General features: G+C 69.7%; 13 protein-coding genes and 1 pseudogene. 12 read left to right on the forward strand and 2 right to left on the reverse strand.

Translation table 11 applies throughout. The features are described from left to right. The first annotated feature begins 18 nt into the window (after nucleotides 1-18). The 3 genes and pseudogenes from ACMGFE_RS16295 (at nucleotide 19) to ACMGFE_RS16305 (ending at nucleotide 2,673) form a co-directional block, all read left to right on the forward strand. Nucleotides 19-462, forward strand: coding sequence for a phage tail protein (locus tag ACMGFE_RS16295; protein WP_436926286.1), 444 nt, complete (start codon nucleotides 19-21; stop codon nucleotides 460-462). A gap of 63 nt (nucleotides 463-525) precedes the next feature. Beyond that, nucleotides 526-1,164, forward strand: a pseudogene (locus ACMGFE_RS16300) (hypothetical protein); the annotation flags it as partial. 174 nt (nucleotides 1,165-1,338) lie between these two features. Beyond that, nucleotides 1,339-2,673 (forward strand): ATP-binding protein, encoded by a 1,335-nt coding sequence (locus ACMGFE_RS16305; RefSeq protein ID WP_436926392.1) that lies wholly within the window; start codon nucleotides 1,339-1,341, stop codon nucleotides 2,671-2,673. A 506-nt stretch (nucleotides 2,674-3,179) separates the two neighbouring features. Here the strand turns inward: ACMGFE_RS16305 and ACMGFE_RS16310 are convergent. After that, nucleotides 3,180-5,201: an eCIS core domain-containing protein gene (locus tag ACMGFE_RS16310; protein ID WP_436926287.1), complete on the reverse strand. Its 2,022-nt coding sequence runs from the start codon at nucleotides 5,199-5,201 to the stop codon at nucleotides 3,180-3,182. Nucleotides 5,202-5,741: 540 nt separating this feature from the next. Further along, a complete protein-coding gene (locus ACMGFE_RS16315; protein ID WP_436926288.1) occupies nucleotides 5,742-7,556 on the reverse strand; it encodes an eCIS core domain-containing protein in 1,815 nt (604 codons plus the stop codon). A gap of 203 nt (nucleotides 7,557-7,759) precedes the next feature. Between ACMGFE_RS16315 and ACMGFE_RS16320 the strand changes: the two genes are divergently transcribed. Genes ACMGFE_RS16320 through ACMGFE_RS16360 form a run of 9 tightly spaced genes read left to right on the forward strand, consistent with a single transcriptional unit; the run spans nucleotide 7,760 to nucleotide 20,281 of the window. After that, nucleotides 7,760-8,857: a hypothetical protein gene (locus ACMGFE_RS16320; RefSeq protein WP_436926289.1), complete on the forward strand. Its 1,098-nt coding sequence runs from the start codon at nucleotides 7,760-7,762 to the stop codon at nucleotides 8,855-8,857. Between the two features lies 1 nt (nucleotide 8,858). Then, entirely contained in the window at nucleotides 8,859-9,527 is a 669-nt protein-coding gene (locus ACMGFE_RS16325) for a CIS tube protein (RefSeq protein ID WP_436926290.1), read from the forward strand. Next, on the forward strand, nucleotides 9,524-10,576 hold the full coding sequence (locus ACMGFE_RS16330) for a phage late control D family protein (protein ID WP_436926291.1): 1,053 nt from the start codon (nucleotides 9,524-9,526) through the stop codon (nucleotides 10,574-10,576). Before ACMGFE_RS16325 ends, ACMGFE_RS16330 begins: the two co-directional genes overlap by 4 nt. Beyond that, a complete protein-coding gene (locus ACMGFE_RS16335) occupies nucleotides 10,573-11,211 on the forward strand; it encodes a phage baseplate assembly protein V (RefSeq protein WP_436926292.1) in 639 nt (212 codons plus the stop codon). Before ACMGFE_RS16330 ends, ACMGFE_RS16335 begins: the two co-directional genes overlap by 4 nt. 5 nt (nucleotides 11,212-11,216) lie before the next feature. Continuing rightward, on the forward strand, nucleotides 11,217-11,507 hold the full coding sequence (locus tag ACMGFE_RS16340; RefSeq protein ID WP_436926293.1) for a PAAR domain-containing protein: 291 nt from the start codon (nucleotides 11,217-11,219) through the stop codon (nucleotides 11,505-11,507). Beyond that, a complete protein-coding gene (locus ACMGFE_RS16345) occupies nucleotides 11,504-11,992 on the forward strand; it encodes a GPW/gp25 family protein (RefSeq protein ID WP_436926294.1) in 489 nt (162 codons plus the stop codon). The genes ACMGFE_RS16340 and ACMGFE_RS16345 overlap by 4 nt, the downstream gene beginning before the upstream one ends. Then, nucleotides 11,992-15,750: a putative baseplate assembly protein gene (locus tag ACMGFE_RS16350; protein ID WP_436926295.1), complete on the forward strand. Its 3,759-nt coding sequence runs from the start codon at nucleotides 11,992-11,994 to the stop codon at nucleotides 15,748-15,750. Before ACMGFE_RS16345 ends, ACMGFE_RS16350 begins: the two co-directional genes overlap by 1 nt. Further along, on the forward strand, nucleotides 15,751-17,835 hold the full coding sequence (locus tag ACMGFE_RS16355; protein ID WP_436926296.1) for a putative baseplate assembly protein: 2,085 nt from the start codon (nucleotides 15,751-15,753) through the stop codon (nucleotides 17,833-17,835). It abuts the gene before it with no gap. A gap of 1 nt (nucleotide 17,836) precedes the next feature. Further along, a complete protein-coding gene (locus ACMGFE_RS16360; RefSeq protein ID WP_436926297.1) occupies nucleotides 17,837-20,281 on the forward strand; it encodes a phage tail protein in 2,445 nt (814 codons plus the stop codon). Nucleotides 20,282-20,319 lie beyond the last annotated feature (38 nt).

Consider the following 20,319-nt stretch of genomic DNA (forward strand, 5'->3'; position numbering starts at 1 on the left):
CGCCGGGGGTGACACCGCGTGAGCGCCCGCACCCGCGAGAACCCGTACCTCGACTACCGCTTCCTGGTCGAGATCGACTCGGTCGTCGCGGGCGGGTTCAGCGAGGTCACCGGACTCGAACGGTCGGTCGAGACCCAGGAGTACGACGAGGGGGGCGTCAACGGTCACACCCACCAGCTGTGGTCCGGCGAGAGCGCGTCGAACGTGACGCTGCGTCGCGGGCTGACCGACGCCGCGACGCTCTGGGAGTGGGTTCAGCGCTCTGCGGCCCGCCCCGTCGAGCGCAAGACGGTCCTGCTGTTCGTGCTGAACAGGGCCGGCGAACCGGCCTGGGGCTGGTCGTTCAGCGACGCCCACCCCGTGACCTGGAGCGGACCGGACCTGAGCGCCGAGAGCGGGAGCGTCGCCGTCGAGGAGATCGAGTTGACACACACCGGCGTCAGCAGGATCGAGGGGCTGTAGCGATGCCGGCCGGACGCCGCCGCATCGGCCCGTCGAGACGACCGCCGTCCGCGGGAGGGTGACCCGATGGATCCCTACTCCGACGACGGCGCTCACCTCGCCGACGAACTCGCGCGCGTCGACGCGCTCCTGTACCGCTATCTCGACACCTGGCGCGCCGACGCTTCCGGCGAAGGCGAGGTCCCCGGGCTGTACGTCTCCGACGCCGAAGTCGAGCGGATCCTCGCGGGCGACCGGACGGGGGACCGCCCGGGCGACCGTCACGCGTCGGAGGAGCGCGCCGGCCGAGCCGCCGAACTCCGCGAGGCCATCGACGACCGCGTCGCCGCGACGGAGGACGCGGGGACCGACCTGCGCCTCCGGACGCTCGCGGACCGCTTCGACCTCGCATCCCGCCACGTCGACGCGCTCTTGCTGGCGGTCGCCCCGGAACTCGACCTGGACTACGAGAAGGTGTTCGCCTATCTCCAGGACGACCTCACCCGGAAGCGGCCGACGGTCGGCCTCGTGGCGCGCGTGCTGGGCTCGGCCGACCGCGGCCCGCTCGACGAGCGCTCCCGGCTCTCGGCGTCGTCGCCGCTCGTCGCGAACGGACTGCTCAGGCTCCGCCCGCCCGAACCGGAAGCCCCGCTGCTTGCCGCGTCGGTGACCGCCGACCAGCGCGTCGTCGCCTATCTCCTCGGGAGCGACGACGTCGACCCGGCCGTCGCCGAGTGCACCGAGGCGTTCGCGCCCGCGACGGCTGTCGCCGACCTCCCCCTGGACGACGACGTGCGAACGGCGGTGGCGAACGCGGTCCCGAAAGCCGGCGACTCGCCGACGATGGTGGCCCTCTCGGGGCCAGCCGGCGTCGGCAAGCGCGACGCCGTCGCGGCGATGGCGACGGCGCTCGACCGGCCGGTCGTCCGGGCGGACGCGTCCCGACTGTTCGCGAGCGACTGCGCCGATCCGGTCGACAGAGTCCACCGGGAAGCCCGACTGCGGGACGCGGTCGTTCACCTGACGAACGTGGACCGCCTCGACGACGAGACGGACGGCGACGCCGGCGTCGAGGCTCTCGCCCGGGAGTTCGCCGGCTTCCCCGACCACGTGTTCCTGAGCGGCGAGCGCGAGTGGCGCCCGCCGCGGGACCTCGACTCGCACGCCGTCGCGGCCCTGCACCTCCCCCGGCCCGGGTACGAACGGCGCGAGGAGCTCTGGGAGCGCCGCGCCGCCGACCTCCCCGTCGCCGTGGACACCGCCGACCTCGCGGCGACGTTCGCGCTCACCCGCGGCCGGATCGACGACGCCGTCGCGCAGGCGCGCCGAGGCGGCGACGACGGACTGTCGCCTGACGCGATTTACGACGCCTGTCGCGCCCAGTCCCGCGAGACGCTGGGGGACCTGGCCGTGCGGACCGAGCCGACCTACACCTGGGACGACATCGTCCTGCCGGACGACGAACTGCGCCAGTTGCGCGCCGTCGCGGCCCACGTCTCCCACCGCGGGACGGTGTACGCCGACTGGGGCTTCGCCGACCGTTTCAGCCTCGGCACCGGGCTCAACGTCCTCTTCTCGGGCCCCTCGGGGACCGGGAAGACGATGGCCGCGGAGATCATCGCCGGCGAGGCCGGCCTCGACCTGTTCAAGATCGATCTGGCGAGCGTCGTCAGCAAGTACATCGGCGAGACGGAGAAACACCTCAAGCGGATCTTCGACGAGGCCGAGCACAGCGACGCCCTCCTCTTCTTCGACGAGGCCGACGCCCTGTTCGGCGAGCGCTCGGAGGTCTCCGATTCGCACGACCGCTACGCCAACGTCGAGGTGAGCTACCTCCTCCAGCGCATGGAGGAACACGACGGCGCCGTGATCATGACCACGAACCTGGAGGAGAACATCGACGACGCCTTCCAGCGGCGGATCAACCGCACCGTCGAGTTCCCGCGCCCCGACCGGGGCTCGCGTTACGCCATCTGGCGGTCGATCTTCCCCGAGGACACGCCCGTCGGCGACCTCGACTACGAGTTCCTCTCGTCGTTCGACCTGACCGGCGGCAGCGTGAAGAACGTCGCGCTGACGGCGGCGTTTCTCGCCGCCGACGACGGCGGGGCGGAAGGTGAGGGTCGCGTCGAGATGAAACACGTCGTCCGAGCGTTGCGGCGTGAGCTACAGAAGACCGGGCGGCTGGTGAGCGCCGAGGAGTTCGGAGAGTACGGGGAGTCGCTTCACTGACCACGGCAGAATTCCCCCTCACCTCACCGGACTGTCACACAGTAACGTCCAGTCGATCGCCAACGAGACTACGTGGGGCCCGTCCCATACGCAGCGACTGTCGCTCCGCCCTCTAGGGCGCCCGATCTTTCGAATTCCGGTTCTTCGATGAATCTACGCTACTATGAGCGTCGCGTCTGGGCCATCGACTCGATGTTCACACGCAGTCCACGCGTCTCGTGTAACCGCTGGACGATTTGGTCGTCACCCTCGCTTCGGACCGGAGACAGTCCCTCTCGAGTGTACCGCGAACCACCCTTCCGAGGGAGCGTCCTCCCGTCGCGAACTGACAGGTTCTCGCTGTCGGACGCCCGCTGCTGGACGTTCCGTCAGAACGTGTATCCAGGAAGTAGAGGGAGTCGAAAGAAAACGACACCCGATCTACTCTGTCGCTGAAGGTTCGTTCCGGGGAGTGAGAAGGGAGTCACGAACTGGCGGCCTCTCAGTCAGGACAACGCTGCGGGCGTTCACCAAGTAACGAACTGGACGTCCTGAAGCGAAACCTCCCGGAGGTTCTCCATCGACCGTGCCGACAGCGACTCGTTCACGTCTGAGACAATCTCCTCGGCGATCTCCTCCAGCCGCTTGGGCGAGATGTCCAGTCCCCGAACATCGACGACCATGGTCTGGCGGTAGCCGGCCGGTCCCTCAGTCGCGCGATCCGCGAGTTGCTTTTTCAGTTTTCCGTGCAGAGAGCTCTTATTTTCCGGTTTCACTCGCTTGACTTCGATCATCACCTTCGAACCGAGGACGTCGGGCCGGGTCGAGCCTTCGGCACCGTGTGTAGCCTCCCGTCCGTGCTTGAACGACACCTCGCGTTTGGATTTGCCGATGGAGCTGTACATGTACGCGATCTCCTCCTCAGACTGCGTCGGTGTCGGCCGATCCTGGTTCTCGATACGCTCGATATATCCACGATACTTCGAGCGGTCGCTGGACGAAGTGGCCTGGTCTAGTCGTCTCTTCCAGTAGTCGAGGAGGTCCTCCCGAACGGACTTTCCGAACTTCGCGACCACTGGCAGTTCGTCGACGGGAGTCTGGCGGCCTGCGGACTTTCCTCCCTCTGTCTTTTTCTGCGCTGAGCGCGCCTCCCGCTCCCCGGACGCCTTCTGGCCTGCTTCCGAGCGCTGTTTCGACTGTCCTCGTTTGCCCCTGGTCCCCGACGATTCGGTCCCGGTCTCGGTGTGTTTCTTCTGTCGGCCTCGCCGCGAAACGCGAGAACTGCCGCTGTACATCCCGAGACCACCGAATCCGGCCTCGAACAGGGTCAGCGCCGCCCTGTACACGAGCTTCAGCCGTTCACTCGCGTTCTCCCGTATCCGCCTCCTCGCCTGCGCTATCGAGAGCCCGCCCTGGGTGACGTACCACCAGAGGTCCTGATTGTACTCCGTGAACGTGTCGTGGAACACCTCCAGTTGGAAGTCGCTTCCCTCGGCGAACGGCCGGTAGTACGCCCTGTCGCTCGGGAACATCTGGAAGGCCTGGACATTCCTGTATCCGCTGCCGATGGGCGCGGTCCACACGAGGACGTCCCCGAAGGGCCCTTCGCCGGCATCGGGAAACCGATAGAGACCGTCGCGGACCTCGAATTCACTGATGGTCGCGTACTCGTTCGACTGGATCGCCTTCCGCGCACGGGCCGGGACCCAGCCCGGGAGTTCCAGAGGGTTCGGTTCGACCACCGGTTCGGTTTCCAGACCCTCGGACGGTTCGGCTGATTTGCTCTCTTTCGTCGATTCGTCGCCGGCTGTTTCGGCCGTTGCAGAACCTTCATCACCAGCGGTCTCAGACTCACTCGCCGTTACCTTCACGTGGACCGTGTCGGAAAACGTCAGGTCACCGGGAGACGGAGCGCCGGGAGCGGTGTCCTCGGTCTTCTCAATCCGGATTAGATCCCGTTTGTTGGAATACTTGCTGGGGAGATCGTTTTCGGGCTTTCGTGGGTCGATCGCGAATCCGTTCGTTCCGCCGTCCGCCTCATACGTCCCCGGCGGGATTTCTTTGAATCGGGTTAGTCGATACGTGTATTCCCTGTCGTCGTCCGTGCCGACCACCACCGTATCAGTCGCCCTCCGAATGACGAGTGATACGACCGTATTCGACCCTCGCTCTGGCTCGGTCGGCTCCGAGTCGGTTTCGTCTTGGCGCTGAATGGCAGGTGTCTGCGTCCGCCGCTGCTGAACAACGTGGGTCAGTTCGTGTGCCAGCAACCGTTTGCCGTCGTCCGTCTCGGGTCTGTATTGCCCGGAAGCGAACACGACATCGCTGCCGACAGTGAACGCGGTGGCACGTACGGACCTCGCCAGTTCGTCTGCCCGAGGACCAGTGTGGACGCGAACGTCCCCGAAATCGTCCCCGAATCGCGGCTCGAAGAACGACCGGGCCGACTCGGGTAGCGGCCGGCCACCGTCGCGGAGCGACCATGTCTCTCCCCAGAGTTCGCCGTCGACATCGGGCGGCCCTGCGGACCGGCCGTCCCGCTGGAGCATCGACTCACACTCCTCACAGTTCAGGGGCTTCCCCCGCCGATACCGGCGTCGGCACCGGCCACACGTGCGCTGAATGGCATTGGCCGAATCCCGTTCCCGGGTATCCGCAGTCGTCTCCGGGCGGGTCGTTTCCATCATCGTCTCGGCCACCCGCTCGGCCTCCCGCTCGGCAGGGTCCGACGGGCTACTGACGGCGACTCCGTCACCACCACTTCGCCCCCGTTGCATCCGCTGGACCGCCTGATTTCCCACGCTCCGGTGGACGTCCGCTATCCGTCCCCGTTCTCGCTGCGACGCCCGCGACCGGTCGGCGTCGCGCTCGCTGGTCCGCGCACGCTCGTCGCCTCGGTCGGTCTCCATCTGCTGGCGGGTCACGTGCGACCCCGTCCTGCGGTCCCCTGACGAGTGGGGGTCATTTGATCTATCGATGACCCGCGTATTGATATTTCTTTCCCGCTGTCACCACGGCGACGACGCCGTCAGAGAGACACGGGCACGTCCGAACGGTTCACTACCGCTGAGCGGTCGCCCGGGGATCGCTCACTCGAGCGCATCGGTTATCTGCTCGCGATGGTCTACGAATCGGCACCCGGCGGTCCCCGGGCACGGCTGGTGCGATTCGTCTTCGAATCGGGCGTCGGCGAACCGGACGAAATACTGTTCACCCTGCTTGAAATACGACACGTAGATCGCTTCGGCCCACGGTTGCGGATACTCCGTCACGTACTCACCGAAGCGGCTCTCGGCCCGTTCTATCATCGTGACCGTCGCGTCGACTGTCCCTTTGACGGTGAGGAGCGAATCGATGATCGCACTGACCTCGGCGTCTGACGGTTCCGAAGAGGTCGACCCGTGTTCGGCGCGCCAGTTCTCTAGGGCCGTGCGCACCTTGAAATTAGCAGGACCGATGTCGTTTTCGAGTGCGTTCAGTAGCTTGTAATCGAAATCCAGGAACTGATCCACTTCGATCCAGGATTCGGGGAGCGAGCCGACGACTCGGTCCTGCGCCGCATCTAACAGTCCGTAGTACCGCTGTTGAGCGCCGTACTCGTCGGCGATTACGGCGGCGACCGCGTGTTTCGGTGCCGAAGAGGACGAGGCCGCCTGTTCGATCACGTCCGAGTGGGAACGAACGAACTCGAGCGCGGTCTGGTTGTACGGTTCCGTGCTCGGGCAGTCGCACTCCGGGGCGCTCGGTTCCTGCGGTTCGGGAACGGAGTGAGACAGATACACGTCCACCCGGCGATGCTCGCTGAGATCATCGGCCGCTTGGTCCCCCGTTCGACTCCGTTCAATTCCTCCCGCCCGCGGCACGAACTCCACGGAGGTCGTCCGGGTGGGACCGGCCGAGAGCAGTCCTTTCAACTGCTGTTCAACGGTCTCCGCGCGCGACATCGAGAGGTCCTCGTTGTAGCTTCTCGACCCACGCTCGTCAGCGAAGCCGACGATCGTTACGGAGAGCGGGTCCCTCAACCGGGAGCGTTCGTCCTGGTTGAGGAGGATCGCCTCGACGTCCTCGCGGATCTGCTGGAGGACCCCGAGATCCGTGGGGTCGAGCCGGGAACTGTCCGTCTCGAAGTAGAGAGACGCCGCGGGCCCGCCATTCCGAGTCCCGAAGTACTCGCTGCGGGCCTGGACGCCCGTGTCACGCTGCTCCTCCTCGGAGTCGGTCGACTTCGCGCGGGCACCGCCGCGTTCCGGTTGTCGATGGACATAGCGGGTTCCCCGGCTCCGTCGGGTACCACCGTTCTGCACGACGTGTGTCAGTTCGTGAGCCAGTAGTCGTTTCCCGTCGCTGGTGGCGGGATCGTACTCGTCGCGTCGAAATCCGATATCTCGTCCGACGGTGAACGCTCGGGCGTCTATCGAACCGGCCGCTTCGTCCGTCGCGGCGTTCACGTGGACTCGAACGTCGCCGAAGTCGTGACCGAAACGCGGCTCGAAGTACGATCGCACAGCCGTCGGGAGCGGTCGTCCGTCCCCTTCGAGCGACCCGACTGCCTGCTCGCTCGGACTGTCATCGCTGAGAGATCCGCTTGCGTCTGCCGACCGTCGCATGGTCGCCTCGCGTTGGCTGTGCGCACGTGACACCCCCGACGGATCCGCAGCCCCTATCACCTCGTCAGTCACCCGCTCGGCCTCCCGCTCGGCAGGGTCGCCCGGATCGCTCACGTCGATCAACGGCCGGGCGTCGTCACGCCCGTGAAGCCGCTGGACGGCCTGATTTCCGACCGCGCGATGCACCGACTCGATGCCGCCGTTTCGCGTTGTCGACGGATCGTCCCGATTCGCCGTTCCCCGCCGCGACCTAGTGACCCGCTCCTCTCGATCGGTCTCGCGCGTGCAGCAACTCATCGCCGATCACGACTCGCGCGTACCGCGAGACCGGGACTCATGTAACCACGTTCACATTCGAACGAGAAAAACGCTTCCCCAGTTCCCGCTCGCCCTCCGGTCCTATCAACGGACAGTTCAGAGAAACTAATAAGTAACCTGCGCGTAATTAGCGATCGTTTAACACGTAGTGGCAGACACCGACACCAAACAGAGGACAACACGTGGCAGAGAACCCCAAGGACATCGAACTCAGACGTTTCGCACGGCCGATCGGCGTCACGGGGCTCGGCGCGACCGCCGCCGGCCGAACGGAGCACCGGCTGGCGACCGTCACCGGGTCGTTCGACGGCGTGCTCGCGACCGGCGTGCGCGCCGGTCCCGGCGGTCCGCCGACAGCGCTATCCTACCTCACGCTGGCGCCGCTGGTGGCCCGGGCGTTCGCTTCCGAGGACCGCGACGCCCGCTCCAGGTCGTCGCCAGAGCTGTCGCCGCCCGGAGAGGAAGCGGTCGACGGAGACCGGCCGGACGCTGACGAGGAACAGGTCCGGGTCCGGGAGGTGATCCGGGGCGACGCGACAGAGTCGACGGCCGACGACCTGCTCGGCAGGGACCTGACGGTCAGCAGCAGTCCCAGTCGGCGCGACGCCGGGGACGTTCCGGACGGACAGCCGGACGGGCGCCCGGATCCGACGCAGCACGAAGGACGTGGTCGATTCGACGGCCGCGACGGCGGCGACCGCCACGACGGAGACGATGGCCAGAACCGCGGGGGCGATTCGACCGCGAATCTCACCGTGAGCGATCCGGTGCGGACCGTCGTCGAAGAGTCGACCAGCGACGCCGACGGCACCGCCACCGTCCCGGCCGCGGAGACGCTGGGCGACGCGTTCGAGCGAAACCCGCCCGGCGGGAACCGGTCCGAATCGGGAGAGACGAGCGCGAGAGGGCCCGGAGCGGCTGAGACGGTCCCGACGACGGTCGCCTCCGCCGGAAGTCCGACCGCCGCCGCGAGCGGGCGGTCCCCCGGCGACGTCGACCGGGGACCGTCGCTCACCGTCACCGGCGGGTCGGGGCCGTCAATCGACGCGGTGGTCGACGGGGTCGAAGAATCGGTGGCCGACGCCGACAGCGGGTCGGACCGTGGAAGCGGTGCGGTCGGCGAGCGAGGCGGTCGCTCCGCGGACGCGACCGGTGACGACGGCGTCGCCGAGCGGACGGTCATCCAGTCGGACGGCCGCGTGAACGAGCGCGTCCTCGACCGACTCTACGAGGAGTTCGACCGGAAGATGCGCCGGGAACGCGAGCGGGAGGGACGCTGACGTGTCCGGACGGGCCACCGACGCGGACCTGCCGAAAGCGAAGATACGGATCCTCGAAGGCAGCCGTCGAGGCGAGGAGATACGCTTCCGGTTCAACCCGAACGAGTACAGCGTCGACAAGCGCATGAACTACGGCGAGCAGTCGGTCGCGGGGATCACGACGCCGCTGACCCAGTTCGTCAGCGGGGAGTCGGAGACGCTGTCGATGGAGCTGTTCTTCGACGTGACCGAAGACGAGTCGACGGACGACGTCCGCGACCGGACGGAGCGCCTCGACGCGCTGTTGTCGATCGACGGCCAGTTGCACGCGCCGCCGAAGTGCCGCTTCGTCTGGGGGACCCTGGAGTTCAAGGCCGTCATGGAGAGCGCGAACAAGCGGTTCACGCTGTTCCAGCAGGATGGCACCCCCCTGCGGGCGAGAGCGGACGTGAACTTCAGGCGGTATCGGACGCCCGAGGAACAGTCGAAGGCCACGCCCAAACTGTCCGCCGACCGGCGGACGGTGTGGGAGGTCACCGCCGGCGACACGCTGTGGCTGATCGCCGACGAGGAGTACGGCGACCCGGCGACGTGGCGACCGATCGCGGAGGCCAACGACCTCGCCGAACCGCGCCGACTCGACCCCGGAACCACGCTGGTGATCCCGAAACTGGAGTCTGACGGCAGATGACGCTGACGCACCTCGAAGACGACTACGACCACTTCTACTCCCCGCGGTTCGAGGTCCAGGTCGGACCCCGAACCTACCGGGAGGCCGACGGGCGGATCTCCGGGCTCACGGTGGACACGGGCGTCGAGAAGACCAACACCGCCGAGTTCACGCTGAACGAGCGATACGACCACGAACACGGTTCGTTCGTCGACTTCGCGGAGAACCCCGTGATAGCGGGGATGCCCGTCGTCGTCAGACTGGGGTACGGCGACACGCTGCGACCGATGTTCGTGGGGACGGTCTCATCCGTCCAGCCGGACTTCCCGTCGAGCGGCGGCCCCACGCTCGGCGTGCGTGCCGACGACCTCGCCCACGAGATGACGAAGGGCGCGCGGTCGCGGTCGTGGTCGAACACGACGGTGAGCGCCGTCGTCGCCGACGTGGTCGCGGGCTACCCGTTCCGGGGCGTCTCGGTCGACCTCGCGGGAGCGCTCGACCTCACGTTCCAGTCGGTGATCCAGGAAGGCGTCTCGGACTACGCGTTCCTCAGGGACCAGCTGGCCGACCGGCTGGGCTACGAGTTCTTCGTCAAGGGGGGCGTCTTCCACTTCCGGAAGCCGAACCCGCTGGCGGCGCCCGTCGTCACGCTCGAGTACGGGAAGTCCCTCCAGTCGTTCCGGCCGAACGAGGAGGACGCCAACCAGTCGGTCGGGTCGGTCGAAGTCCGGGCGTGGGACCCCGGGAAGAAAGACGCCGTCACGGCGACGGCGACCGTCCCGGAGGGGGGCGACGAGACCGACGTCCGCCGAGCGGTCGTCGAGTCCCAGCGCGAGGCCCAGCGGATCGCCGACGCCGCCGGGTACGACCTCGCGCCGACCACCAGCGGCCGCTGTGAGACGATCGGGTTGCCGGAGATCCGCGAGGGAGAGGTCGTGGTCCTGGAGGGCCTCGGTCGCGGCTTCACCGGGCCCTACTACGTGACGTCGACGACGCACCGGGTGGACGACTCGGGGTACACGACGTCGTTCGAAGCGAGCCGGGCGGAGCTGTTCGAAGGGATACTATGAGCACGTCAGACAACACCGACGCGGGAGGCGCGGCGTCGATGCGCGGCGTCGCCGTAGGTATCGTCACGGACAACCAGGACCCCGAGAACATGGGGCGGGTGAAAGTGACCTACCCCTGGCGCGACGACGACGGGAGCGTCTGGGCCAGGGTGGCGACGGCCATGGCCGGGAACGAGCGCGGGACGTACTTCATCCCCGAGGTCGACGACGAGGTGCTCGTCGCCTTCGCCGACGGGAACGTCCGCTACCCGTACGTGATCGGCGGCCTCTGGAACGGCCAGGACGCCCCGCCGGGGACGAACGAGGGCAACAACGACGTCAGGAAGGTCACGTCCCGGAGCGGGCACGAACTCGTCTTCGACGACGCGAAGCAGTCCGAAAAGGTCGAGATCACGACGAGCGGCGGACATAGCGTCGTCCTCGACGACTCGTCGGGGAGCGAGACGATAACGATCACGGACAGCAAGGACCAGAACAGCATCGAGTTCGACGCGACGCAGGGGTCGCTCGACATCACCGGCGGGACGGAACTCACCATCGAGGCCCCGACCGTCGAGATAACCGGCAAAGGCAGTCTGAAACTCGAATCCGACGGCATCCTGGAGATCAACGGGTCGCTCGTCAAGATCAACTGATACACATGCCACCAGCAGCACGCGCACTCGACCAGACCGCACACGGAACGCCGCTGTCGGGACCGGGTAGTCCCGACGTCCTCATCGGCGGGAAACCCGCCTGGCGGGCCCTGTCGGACGTCCACCCCTGTCCGCTCGTGACCGGGGTCGTCCCGCACGTCTCTGGCACGGTAGTCGCGGGGAGCACCAGCGTCCTCATCAACGGGGTCCCGGCCGCGCGCCAGGGCGACACCATCGTAGAGAGCGGTCCGCCGAACACCATCGCCTCCGGGTGCCCGTCCGTGATCATCGGATGAGCGGCAACGACGGACCGCCGAGAGACCGGCGAACGGCGGCCGCGACCGACGGCGGCGCCAGCCGTGCGCCCGGAGGGGCCGACGCCCGCGAGACCGCGGAGGACTTCCTCGGGAGCGGCTGGGCCTTCCCCGTCGAGACCGACGAACGGGGGTCGATCACCCGGTCGCGCGGGCGGGTCGACATCGAGGAGTCGATCCGGTTGATCCTGGAGACCGCGAAGGGCGAACGCGTGATGCGACCGGAGTTCGGCTGCGGCATCCACGACTTCGCCTTCGCGACGGTCGACCGGTCGACGCTGACGCTCGCGGAGACGAGCGTCCGCGACGCGCTCAGGGAGTGGGAACCCCGGATCGAGGTGCTGGCGGTGGACGTCTCGACCGAGCGGCTCGACGAGGGAGTCCTCCTCGTCGACGTCGACTACCGCGTCAGGGAGACGAACAACGAGTTCAACCTCGTGTACCCGTTCTACCTGGAGGTCTCGTGATGAGCGAACCGCCGGACGTGGACGGCCGCGACCGCGACGCGATCCTGTCGCACCTGACGGCCATCGCCCCGTATTACACGGCCGAGTGGGACCCGACCGCACCCGGGCCGGGGACGACGCTCGCCGCGCTGTTCGCGGAGATGGCCGAGGACGTCGTCGACCGCCTCGACCGCGTCCCGGAGAAACACCAGATCGCGTTCTTCGACGCGCTGGGCTTCGACCGCCAGCCGCCCCAGCCGGCGCGCCTCCCGGTCGCGTTCGCCGTCGCCGACGGCGCCAGAGAGAACGCCGTCGTCGACGGCGGCACCCGAGTCGTCGCGTCCGCGGCCGACAGTCGCCCGGAGCAGCCGTTCACCGTTCCGGACGACCAGCGTTTCGAGGCGACGCCCGCGAACCTGCAGGCGCTCTACGGCGTCGACCCGACCGTCGACCGGGTCTGCGACCACTGGGCCCCAGCGAGCGACGACGGTCTCGCCGTCGGCGGCGACCAGCGGCTGTTCGCCGAACGGAACCAGCAGCGACACGTCCTCTACGTCGGCGACACCGCCCAGTTGAACGTCGAACAGCCCGAGGACGACGGGCGGGCGACGATCCGCCTCCGTCTCTCGACGGACGCCGACGCGGACGTGGTCGAGAGGCTCGACTGGCAGTACTACGGCGAAGCGCCCGTCGAAACGGGGACAGAGACCGAGACGGTCGAGCGGTGGCACCGATTCTACCCCGTCGCGTCCGTCGACACGGCGTCGACGGACGGGGAGGTCGTCCTCGACCTCGCGTTCGACGGAACTCTCACCGAGACGGCCGTCGACGGCGTCGAGAGCCGGTGGATCCGCGCAGTGGTGCCGTCGCTCCACGAGGCGGACGCGATCGCAGACCTGCGTCTCGGGACCGACGTCGGGGTCGGGCCGGGCCCCGTCAGGGGGACCGACGGCAGCGGCGGTGGTGGCGGTGGTGGTGGCGATGGCGGCGAGGGGCCGACGAAGGAGATGACCCCCGATCGCCTGCTGTACGACGACGTCCCGCTCCCGTTCGACGACGACGACGCCGACGGGGTCGACGGAGGGGACGACGGGACGTACTACCCCCTCGGGACGGCGCCACAGCGCCAGAGCACCTTCTACGTCGCGGCCGACGAGGCCCTCTCGAAGTCGGGGTCGACCCTCGAACTGGGCTTCGAGGGGCTCGGTCTCGGGAAGCGGCCGGACGTCAAGGAGAGCGACGCGCCGATCGATTCGGTTCTTGGCGACAGGAATCCGGAGGGGTGGGTCCGCGAAGTCGGGCAGCCGGACCTGTCCTGGGAGTACTGGGACGGGGAGGGGTGGTCGCGGATCGAGGGCCTCGCGGACGGCACCGGCGACCTGGTCGGTGGCGACCAGACGGTGCGGTTCCCGGTCCCCGACGACCTCGCGGAGACGAGCGTCGCCGGCCACGAGAACCGCTGGATCCGCTGTCGCCTGGTCGGCGGGAGCTACGGCACGTGGAAGACGACCGGGCCGTACGGCGCCTGGGAGAGCACCCACGTCGTCTTTCCGCCGCGGTTCGACTCCCTGACCATTAGCTACGCGCAACAGCCCGAGCAGGCCCGCAGGATCGGCACTTCGTACCTCTCCTACGTCGAGGAGGCCCGAACTCCCGCGGAGCCCACGTTGTCGTCCGCGTCGGCGACCCACCTCCTCGCCGAGAACCACCTCGCGGTCAGCGACCTGACCGCCGCGTCGGGCGGGCGCGTGCGTCCGTTCCGGCGGCTCCCCGACGAGTCCCAGACGCTCTACTTCGGGTTCGACGCGCCGCTGCGCGGCGGCCCGCTCACCCTGTTCGTCGACGTCGACGACCAGCAGTTCCCGAACAAGTTCCACCCGCGGGTGCGCTGGGAGTACTGCGTCGACCCGGAGGGCCAGTGGGTGGAACTCGACGTCCGGGACGGAACCGAGAGCCTGACCGAACGCGGCATCGTTCGGCTCGTCCTCCCCGGCGAGACCGCGCCACACTCGCTGTTCGGCACCGAACGTCACTGGATACGGGCGCGAGTGACCGGCCACCCGTTCGAGACGACCGCGCTCCCCGGCTGGCTCGGAAACCTCAGATTCCCCATCGGCGAGCTCCCGGTCGACGAGTTCCCGATAGACGAGATCCCCATCGGCGAACTCCCCGTCGACGGGTTCCCGAGCGACGAGTACCCCCTCGATCGGGTCCCGATCGGTGAACTCCCGAGCGACGAGTATCCGATCGGTGACCTACCGATCGAAGCGTTTCCCGTCGGGCGGGTCCCACTCGGCGACCTCCCCATCGAGGAGTACCCCATCGGAGCGCTTCCCGCGGACGAGTTTCCGATCGAGGAGTACCCGATCGACGAGTCCCCCATCGCGGAGTTCGCCACGGGGGAGTACACGTCGGGGGAGTTCCCGAGGGGCGAGTTCCGGAGCGGAGGGTCCGGCCGATTCGACCTCGACGACGGCGGCTTCCGGACCGACGGCGGGGTCGAGACGGTCCGGCCGTGCGGTCGGACGCTCGAGACCGAGCCGCCGGCGGGCGAGCCGACCAGGCGGCCGCCGCTCGTGACCGACGTGTCGCCGAACGCGGCGTGGGCCGCGAACGTCCGCCTGGTCGAGCGCGAGACCCTCGGGTCGAGCGACGGCGATCCGTCGCAGTCGTTCGAGACGTCGACGGCGCCAGTGCTCGACGAGACGGTCTGGGTCGACGAACTCGCCCGCCTCTCCGAGGGCCAGCGGACGGCGCTGCGCGAGGCGGAGTCGCCGACCGTCGAAGTCGAGACCGCGCCGGACGGGACCGTCGACCGGTTCTGGGTGACCTGGACGCCGGTGGGCGACTTCCTCGACTCCGGTCCCGAGGACCGCCACTACGTGGTCGACCGGACGGCCGGGCGGGTGACCTTCGGGGACGGGACCCGCGGCCGAGTGCCGCCCCGCGGGACGGACAGCGTCGAGGTGCGCTATCGGACCGGCGGCGGGCCGGACGGCAACGTGGCGGCCGGCGCCGTCGACGGGCTCCAGAACGCGATCCAGTACGTCGAGGGAGTCACCAACCCGGCACCCGGGAGCGGCGGGGCGCCGGCGGAGTCCTCCCGGGAGGTCGTCTCGCGGGCTCCCGGGCGACTGCGCGACCGCGACCGGGCGGTGGCCGCCGCCGACTACGAGCGGATCGCGACGGACTCCGCGCGGGGCCTCGCGCGGGCCAGGTGCATCCCGGAGATGGACCGCGGCGGCGACTACGAGCCCGGGTGGGTCACGCTGCTGGTCGTCCCGGACGCGCCGCGCGACAGGCCGGTCCCCTCGACCGGACTGAAGGCCCAGGTCGAGGCGGCGGTCGCCGAACGCGCGCCCGCGACGCTCGTCGCGGCCGACCGGCTCGTCGTCCGCGGGCCGAGCTACGTTTCCGCGTCGGTCGACGCGACGCTGGTCGCAGCGCAGGCGGGCGGCGTCGCCACGCTGGAGGAGTCGGCGGCCGGCGCGGTCGCCTCGTTCCTGCACCCGCTCTCAGGCGGCGAGGACGGCGACGGCTGGGCGTTCGGCGACCTGCCGACGATGTCGGACCTGTACGCCGTCCTCGAGGGCGTCGACGGGGTCGACCACGTCGCCGACCTCTCGGTGACGTTCGCGTCGAGCGAGGGGGCGACGACGGTGCGCGAGGGCGACGAGTCACCGAGCGTCTCGGCCGACGCGCTGGTCCACAGCGGTACCCACGACGTCACGGTTCGGCTCGGGTCGACCGGGGCCGGCTCCGGGGAGGCGGAGCGATAGATGGGTCTCGACGTACCCGAACTCGACGACCGCGAGTACGAGGCGTTCCTCGAGGACGCCCGCTCGCGCATCCCGGTCCACTCGGACGCCTGGACCGACCACAACGCCCACGACCCGGGGATCACGTTCCTCGAACTGTTCGCCTGGATCGCCGAGACCGACGACTACCGCCTCGACCGGCTCACCGACGGCCACCTGGCGCAGTACCTCCGACTCGTCGGCGTCCAGCCCCACCCGCCGCGCCGTGCGACCGCCCGGCTGTCGGTCGACCTGTCCGCCGACGTCGACGGCGCTCGGGTGCGAGAGGGCGAACCGCTGCTGGCCGTCGCCGGCCCGGAATCGACCGAGCGCTTCCGGGCGCGCGGAGTGACCGAACTGACGGGCGCCTCCGTCGACGCGGTCGTGTCGGTCCGCCGTGAGGGCCGTTCGGACGTCACCGTCGCCAACGACGCCGACGAGATGTCCTATCGGGCGTTCGGCGACGACCCGGCGGCCGGCGACGCGCTCTACCTCGGGTTCCGGGCCGATCCGTTCGCGGCCGCGTCGCGGCTCGAACTCGACGTCGAGTACCACGATGCGAACCTCCCGGACCCGGCGAGCCACGGCGACGAGCAGGTGCGCTTCGAGCCGTCTCACCGCGTCGTGTGGGAGTACTACGTCCCGCCGTCGGACGGTGACGGCGAGCCGGACGGGGAAGAAGACGACGGCGGAGGCGTCCGCTGGTTCGACGACGACCGCTGGCGCGCGTTCGCGGCCGTGGAAGACGCCGAGGTGCGCGACGGGACGCGACACCTCTACGAGGGTGGCCGCGTCTCGCTCCCGGCGCCCGGCGACTGGCCGGACGCGCCGGTGGCCTTCTTCGATGGGGATGACCCCCACTACTGGGTCCGCGGGCGCCTCGCGCGCCGCGACCCGCCGGCACCGTCACCATCCTGTGACGCGCCCGAGCGGTCGCCCGAGGCGCCCGCGGTCCACTACGAAGTCCCGCCGCAACTCTCGGCAGTCCGAACCAACGTGGTCGCGGTCGAACACGCCTCGCCGGTGACGGACGTCGACTGCGACGACCCCGACCGGCCGGTGACCGTGACCCTGGAGCGCCGCGAGGGACCGGAGACGACGGCCCGTCCCGGACAGCGGTTCCACTTCGACCGCGCGCCCGTGCAGTCGGCGACGGTCTCGGTCGGCGAGCGGGAGTGGCGCGAGGTCCCCGACTTCGCGGGCTCCGGGCCCGACGACCGCGACTACGTCCTCGACCGCGAGGCGGGGGTCGTCCGGTTCGGCGACGGCGTGCAGGGCGCCGTGCCCGAACCGGGGCAGGCCGTCGTCGCGACCGACTGCGAGTTCGGCGGCGGCACCGACGGGAACGTTCCCGCGTCGACGGCGTGGCAGTTCGAGTGCGAACCGCTCGACGCCGCCGCGGTCACGCCGCTGGGCCGGGCCACCGGCGGCGCCGACGCCGAATCCGTCGAATCGGCGCTCGTGCGGGCGAAGGAGGAGCGACAGACCCCGTTCCGGACCGTCACCCCGTCCGACTACGCCTACGTGGCGACCCACACGCCCGGACTGCGCTTCGGGCGCGCGGCGGTGCTCACCGGGGGCGAGGGGCGCGACCCCGCGGACCCGATCCGCGTCGTGGTCGTCCCGTTCAGCCCGCCGGACGTCCGTCCGGTGCCGAGCGAGGGGTTCCTCGACGCCGTCGACTGCCACCTCGAGCGCCACGCACTGTTGACCGACGACGTCACCGCCGTGGCGCCGACCTACGTGGCCGTCACGGTCGAAGCGGACGTCCGGGTTGTCGAGGGGACGGTTGCGGCGGAGCGACGCCGCGCCGGGGCGGACGCCGTCCGCGAGTTCCTCGACCCGCTCCGGGGGTTCGACGGCGACGGGTGGCCGTTCGGCCGCCCGGTGTACCCCTCGGAGATCTACGAACTGCTGGAGGAGACAGACGGCATCGAGACCGTCGCGGACGTGTCGGTCGAGACGGCTGACGGCGAGTTCGAGGCGAGCGAGGCGGCGCTCCCCGCGCTCGAAGCCGTGACCGTGCGAGTCCTGGACGAGCCCGCGGACTGCGGGAGGGGGTTCTGACGTGACGTTCCCGTTCGTCGGGACCCACACGGCCGCGGAGTGGGCCGACTGGTACCGGACGAACGCGTCAGTGGCCGAAGGCGGCGTCGCCCTCGCCACCGATCCGTTCCCGTCCTTCGATCCGCCCCGCCGGGTCGGCGAGGGAGGATTCGAGACGGTCGACGTGACCGTCGACGGCTGCGGCACGGCCTACGTCCTGACGGCCGACGGGGACGTGTACCGGTACGACGCGACGCAGGACCGACTGACGCGCCTCGCTTGCGTCTGGAACCCCGAGGACGGCGGGGAACCGGCGGCCATCGCCGCGACCGAGGACACGCTCTACGTCGCAGACCGGGGTACCGGGCGGGTGCAGGCGCTGTCCGCCCACCTGCTCCAGACCCGCTGGATCGCCGAAGGGCTCGAGGACCCGGTCGGGCTGACGGTGAGCGAGGGGACGGTGTACGCGCTCGACGGCGGCGACCCGTCGGCCCCGATGACGACCGCGCAGGGGCGGCTCCGCCGCGTCGGCCCCGACGGCGACCTCCGGACGGTCGCCGAACACATGTTCAACCCCGTCGACGTCGCCACCGACGGCGTCGGGAACGTCGTCGTCCTCGGCAGCCGGCCGGCGACCGCCCCCGTCGTCAAGCTGTTCGAACCGGCGTCGCTGGCCGACGTGTCGGCGACCGGCGCGACCGCGGACGTCCGGATCCCCCCGTCGGCGTTCGCCGTCGCCGGTTCCGGACGCCCGGTTGCGCCCACCTGCGTCGAGGCCGTCGGCGTCGGGGAGGTGCTCGTCGGCGTCGGCGCTGCGGGCCCGGGCGAAGCCGGGCTGTTCAGGTACCGCCCCGACGAGGACGGGTTCGAGCCGTTGCCGGTGGTCGACGGGAGCACGGTCGCGCTGCAGACGGGCGTCCCGGACCGCGAAGGCGTGGATCCGGAGCTGTACGCAGTCGACGGCGAGGGAGACCTCCGACTGTTCGACGCGGCCGGCCGTACGTACCGACGGACGGGGGAGGGAGCGTACCGGGGGGCCGTCGTCGGCCGGTTCGACGCCGGCGAGCGCGGGATCCAGTGGCACCGCCTCACGTTCGGTCTCCACCGGGGCGACGGGCGGGCGCGGGCCAGGTCGCAGGTCCGCGTGCAGTTCGCCGCGACCGACGACGACTGGCTGCCGGCCGGCGGGGACGCGTCGCCGTCGGATCCGCCGACCGCGATCGACGGGATCGGCCGGGCGTACGGCCGTCGGCTCCGCGACGCGGGCGTCATCGACCTCGGAGCGCTGGTCGAACTGCCGGCGGGGGAACTGGCGCTGGTACTCGGGACCGACAGTCACAGCGTCTCGCTCTCCGACGCGGCGGGTCTCCTCGCCGACGCCCGCGCCGCGCTCGGCCGCGGCGAGGTCGACGTTGACCGCTTCGAGTGGCGAGAACTGGACCGACCGAACCCCGAGGACGCGCTGGTGCCCGACGCCGAGGGGCGGTACCTCTGGGTCCGACTCGTCCTCGTCGGCGACGAGCGCGTCACGCCGCGCGTGGACAGCGTGCGGGCGTACTTCCCGCGGCAGTCGTACCTGCGCCACCTGCCCGCCGTCTACCGGGAGGACCCCTCGAGCGCCGCGTTCCTCGAACGCTACCTCTCGCTGTTCGAGAGCACCTTCGTCGACATCGAGGAACAGATCGCGAGCGCGTCGAAGTACGCCGATCCCGCGGGGATCCCGACGGAGCACCTCGACTGGCTCGGCGAGTGGCTCGCGGTCGAGGCGGACGAGACCTGGTCGACGCCGGCGCTGCGGGCGCTGATCCGTCGGGCGCCGGATCTCTACCGGAAGCGCGGGACCGCCGAGGGACTGCTCGCGACGGTCCGCCTGTATCTCCGCCACGCCGACGCCGGTGTCACGCCGCTGGACGACCCGAAGCCCTCGATACCCGGCGACGCGACGGCGATTCGGACGGGCGGGGGCAGTGCGCGAACGGACGTGGCGGGCGATGCCGAGACGGACGGAGCCGAAACGGACGAATTACGCGGAGACGATGGCGAGTCGGGCCGGCGGGTCGTCTGGCTGATCGAGCACGGCGACCTGACCTGTATCGACGCCGACGACGTCGAGGTACTGTACCACCGGCTGATCAGTTGTACTCGCGGCTTTCTCGTCTTGCTCCACCCCGACGTGAGCGACGAGGCCGCCGCGGCGATCGACCGCCTCGTCGAGGCCCAGCAGCCGGCCCACGCGACCGGCCGAACGGTTCACCTCCGCGACGCGACCGTGTTGAACGGGACCGGCGACGAGGTGGCCGACGCGCGGGGGTATCACACCTACCTCGGCGTCAACAGCCGACTCTCCTCGCGCGAGTTCGCGCTCGGAGACGGCGTCCTCGGTCAGGACTCGCGTCTCGCGGAACGCGAACCCGACGGGCACCTGGAACTGCAATCGCGGCTCGGGGAGGACGCCCGACTCGGCTGACGGGCGCAGACCGACCCGCCGCACGCCGCACCGCCTCA

This window comes from Halosimplex amylolyticum, from assembly GCF_051414035.1.
Taxonomy (GTDB): domain Archaea; phylum Halobacteriota; class Halobacteria; order Halobacteriales; family Haloarculaceae; genus Halosimplex; species Halosimplex amylolyticum.

Bases quoted from the DNA above. Each gene is read 5' to 3' on its own strand.
- ACMGFE_RS16305 (WP_436926392.1), top strand. From the start codon at position 1,339: ATGGCGACGGCGCTCGACCGGCCGGTCGTCCGGGCGGACGCGTCCCGA.
- ACMGFE_RS16310 (WP_436926287.1), bottom strand. From the start codon at position 5,201: ATGCTCCAGCGGGACGGCCGGTCCGCAGGGCCGCCCGATGTCGACGGC.
- ACMGFE_RS16315 (WP_436926288.1), bottom strand. From the start codon at position 7,556: ATGAGTTGCTGCACGCGCGAGACCGATCGAGAGGAGCGGGTCACTAGG.
- ACMGFE_RS16330 (WP_436926291.1), top strand. From the start codon at position 9,524: ATGACGCTGACGCACCTCGAAGACGACTACGACCACTTCTACTCCCCG.
- ACMGFE_RS16335 (WP_436926292.1), top strand. From the start codon at position 10,573: ATGAGCACGTCAGACAACACCGACGCGGGAGGCGCGGCGTCGATGCGC.
- ACMGFE_RS16340 (WP_436926293.1), top strand. From the start codon at position 11,217: ATGCCACCAGCAGCACGCGCACTCGACCAGACCGCACACGGAACGCCG.
- ACMGFE_RS16345 (WP_436926294.1), top strand. From the start codon at position 11,504: ATGAGCGGCAACGACGGACCGCCGAGAGACCGGCGAACGGCGGCCGCG.
- ACMGFE_RS16350 (WP_436926295.1), top strand. From the start codon at position 11,992: ATGAGCGAACCGCCGGACGTGGACGGCCGCGACCGCGACGCGATCCTG.
- ACMGFE_RS16355 (WP_436926296.1), top strand. From the start codon at position 15,751: ATGGGTCTCGACGTACCCGAACTCGACGACCGCGAGTACGAGGCGTTC.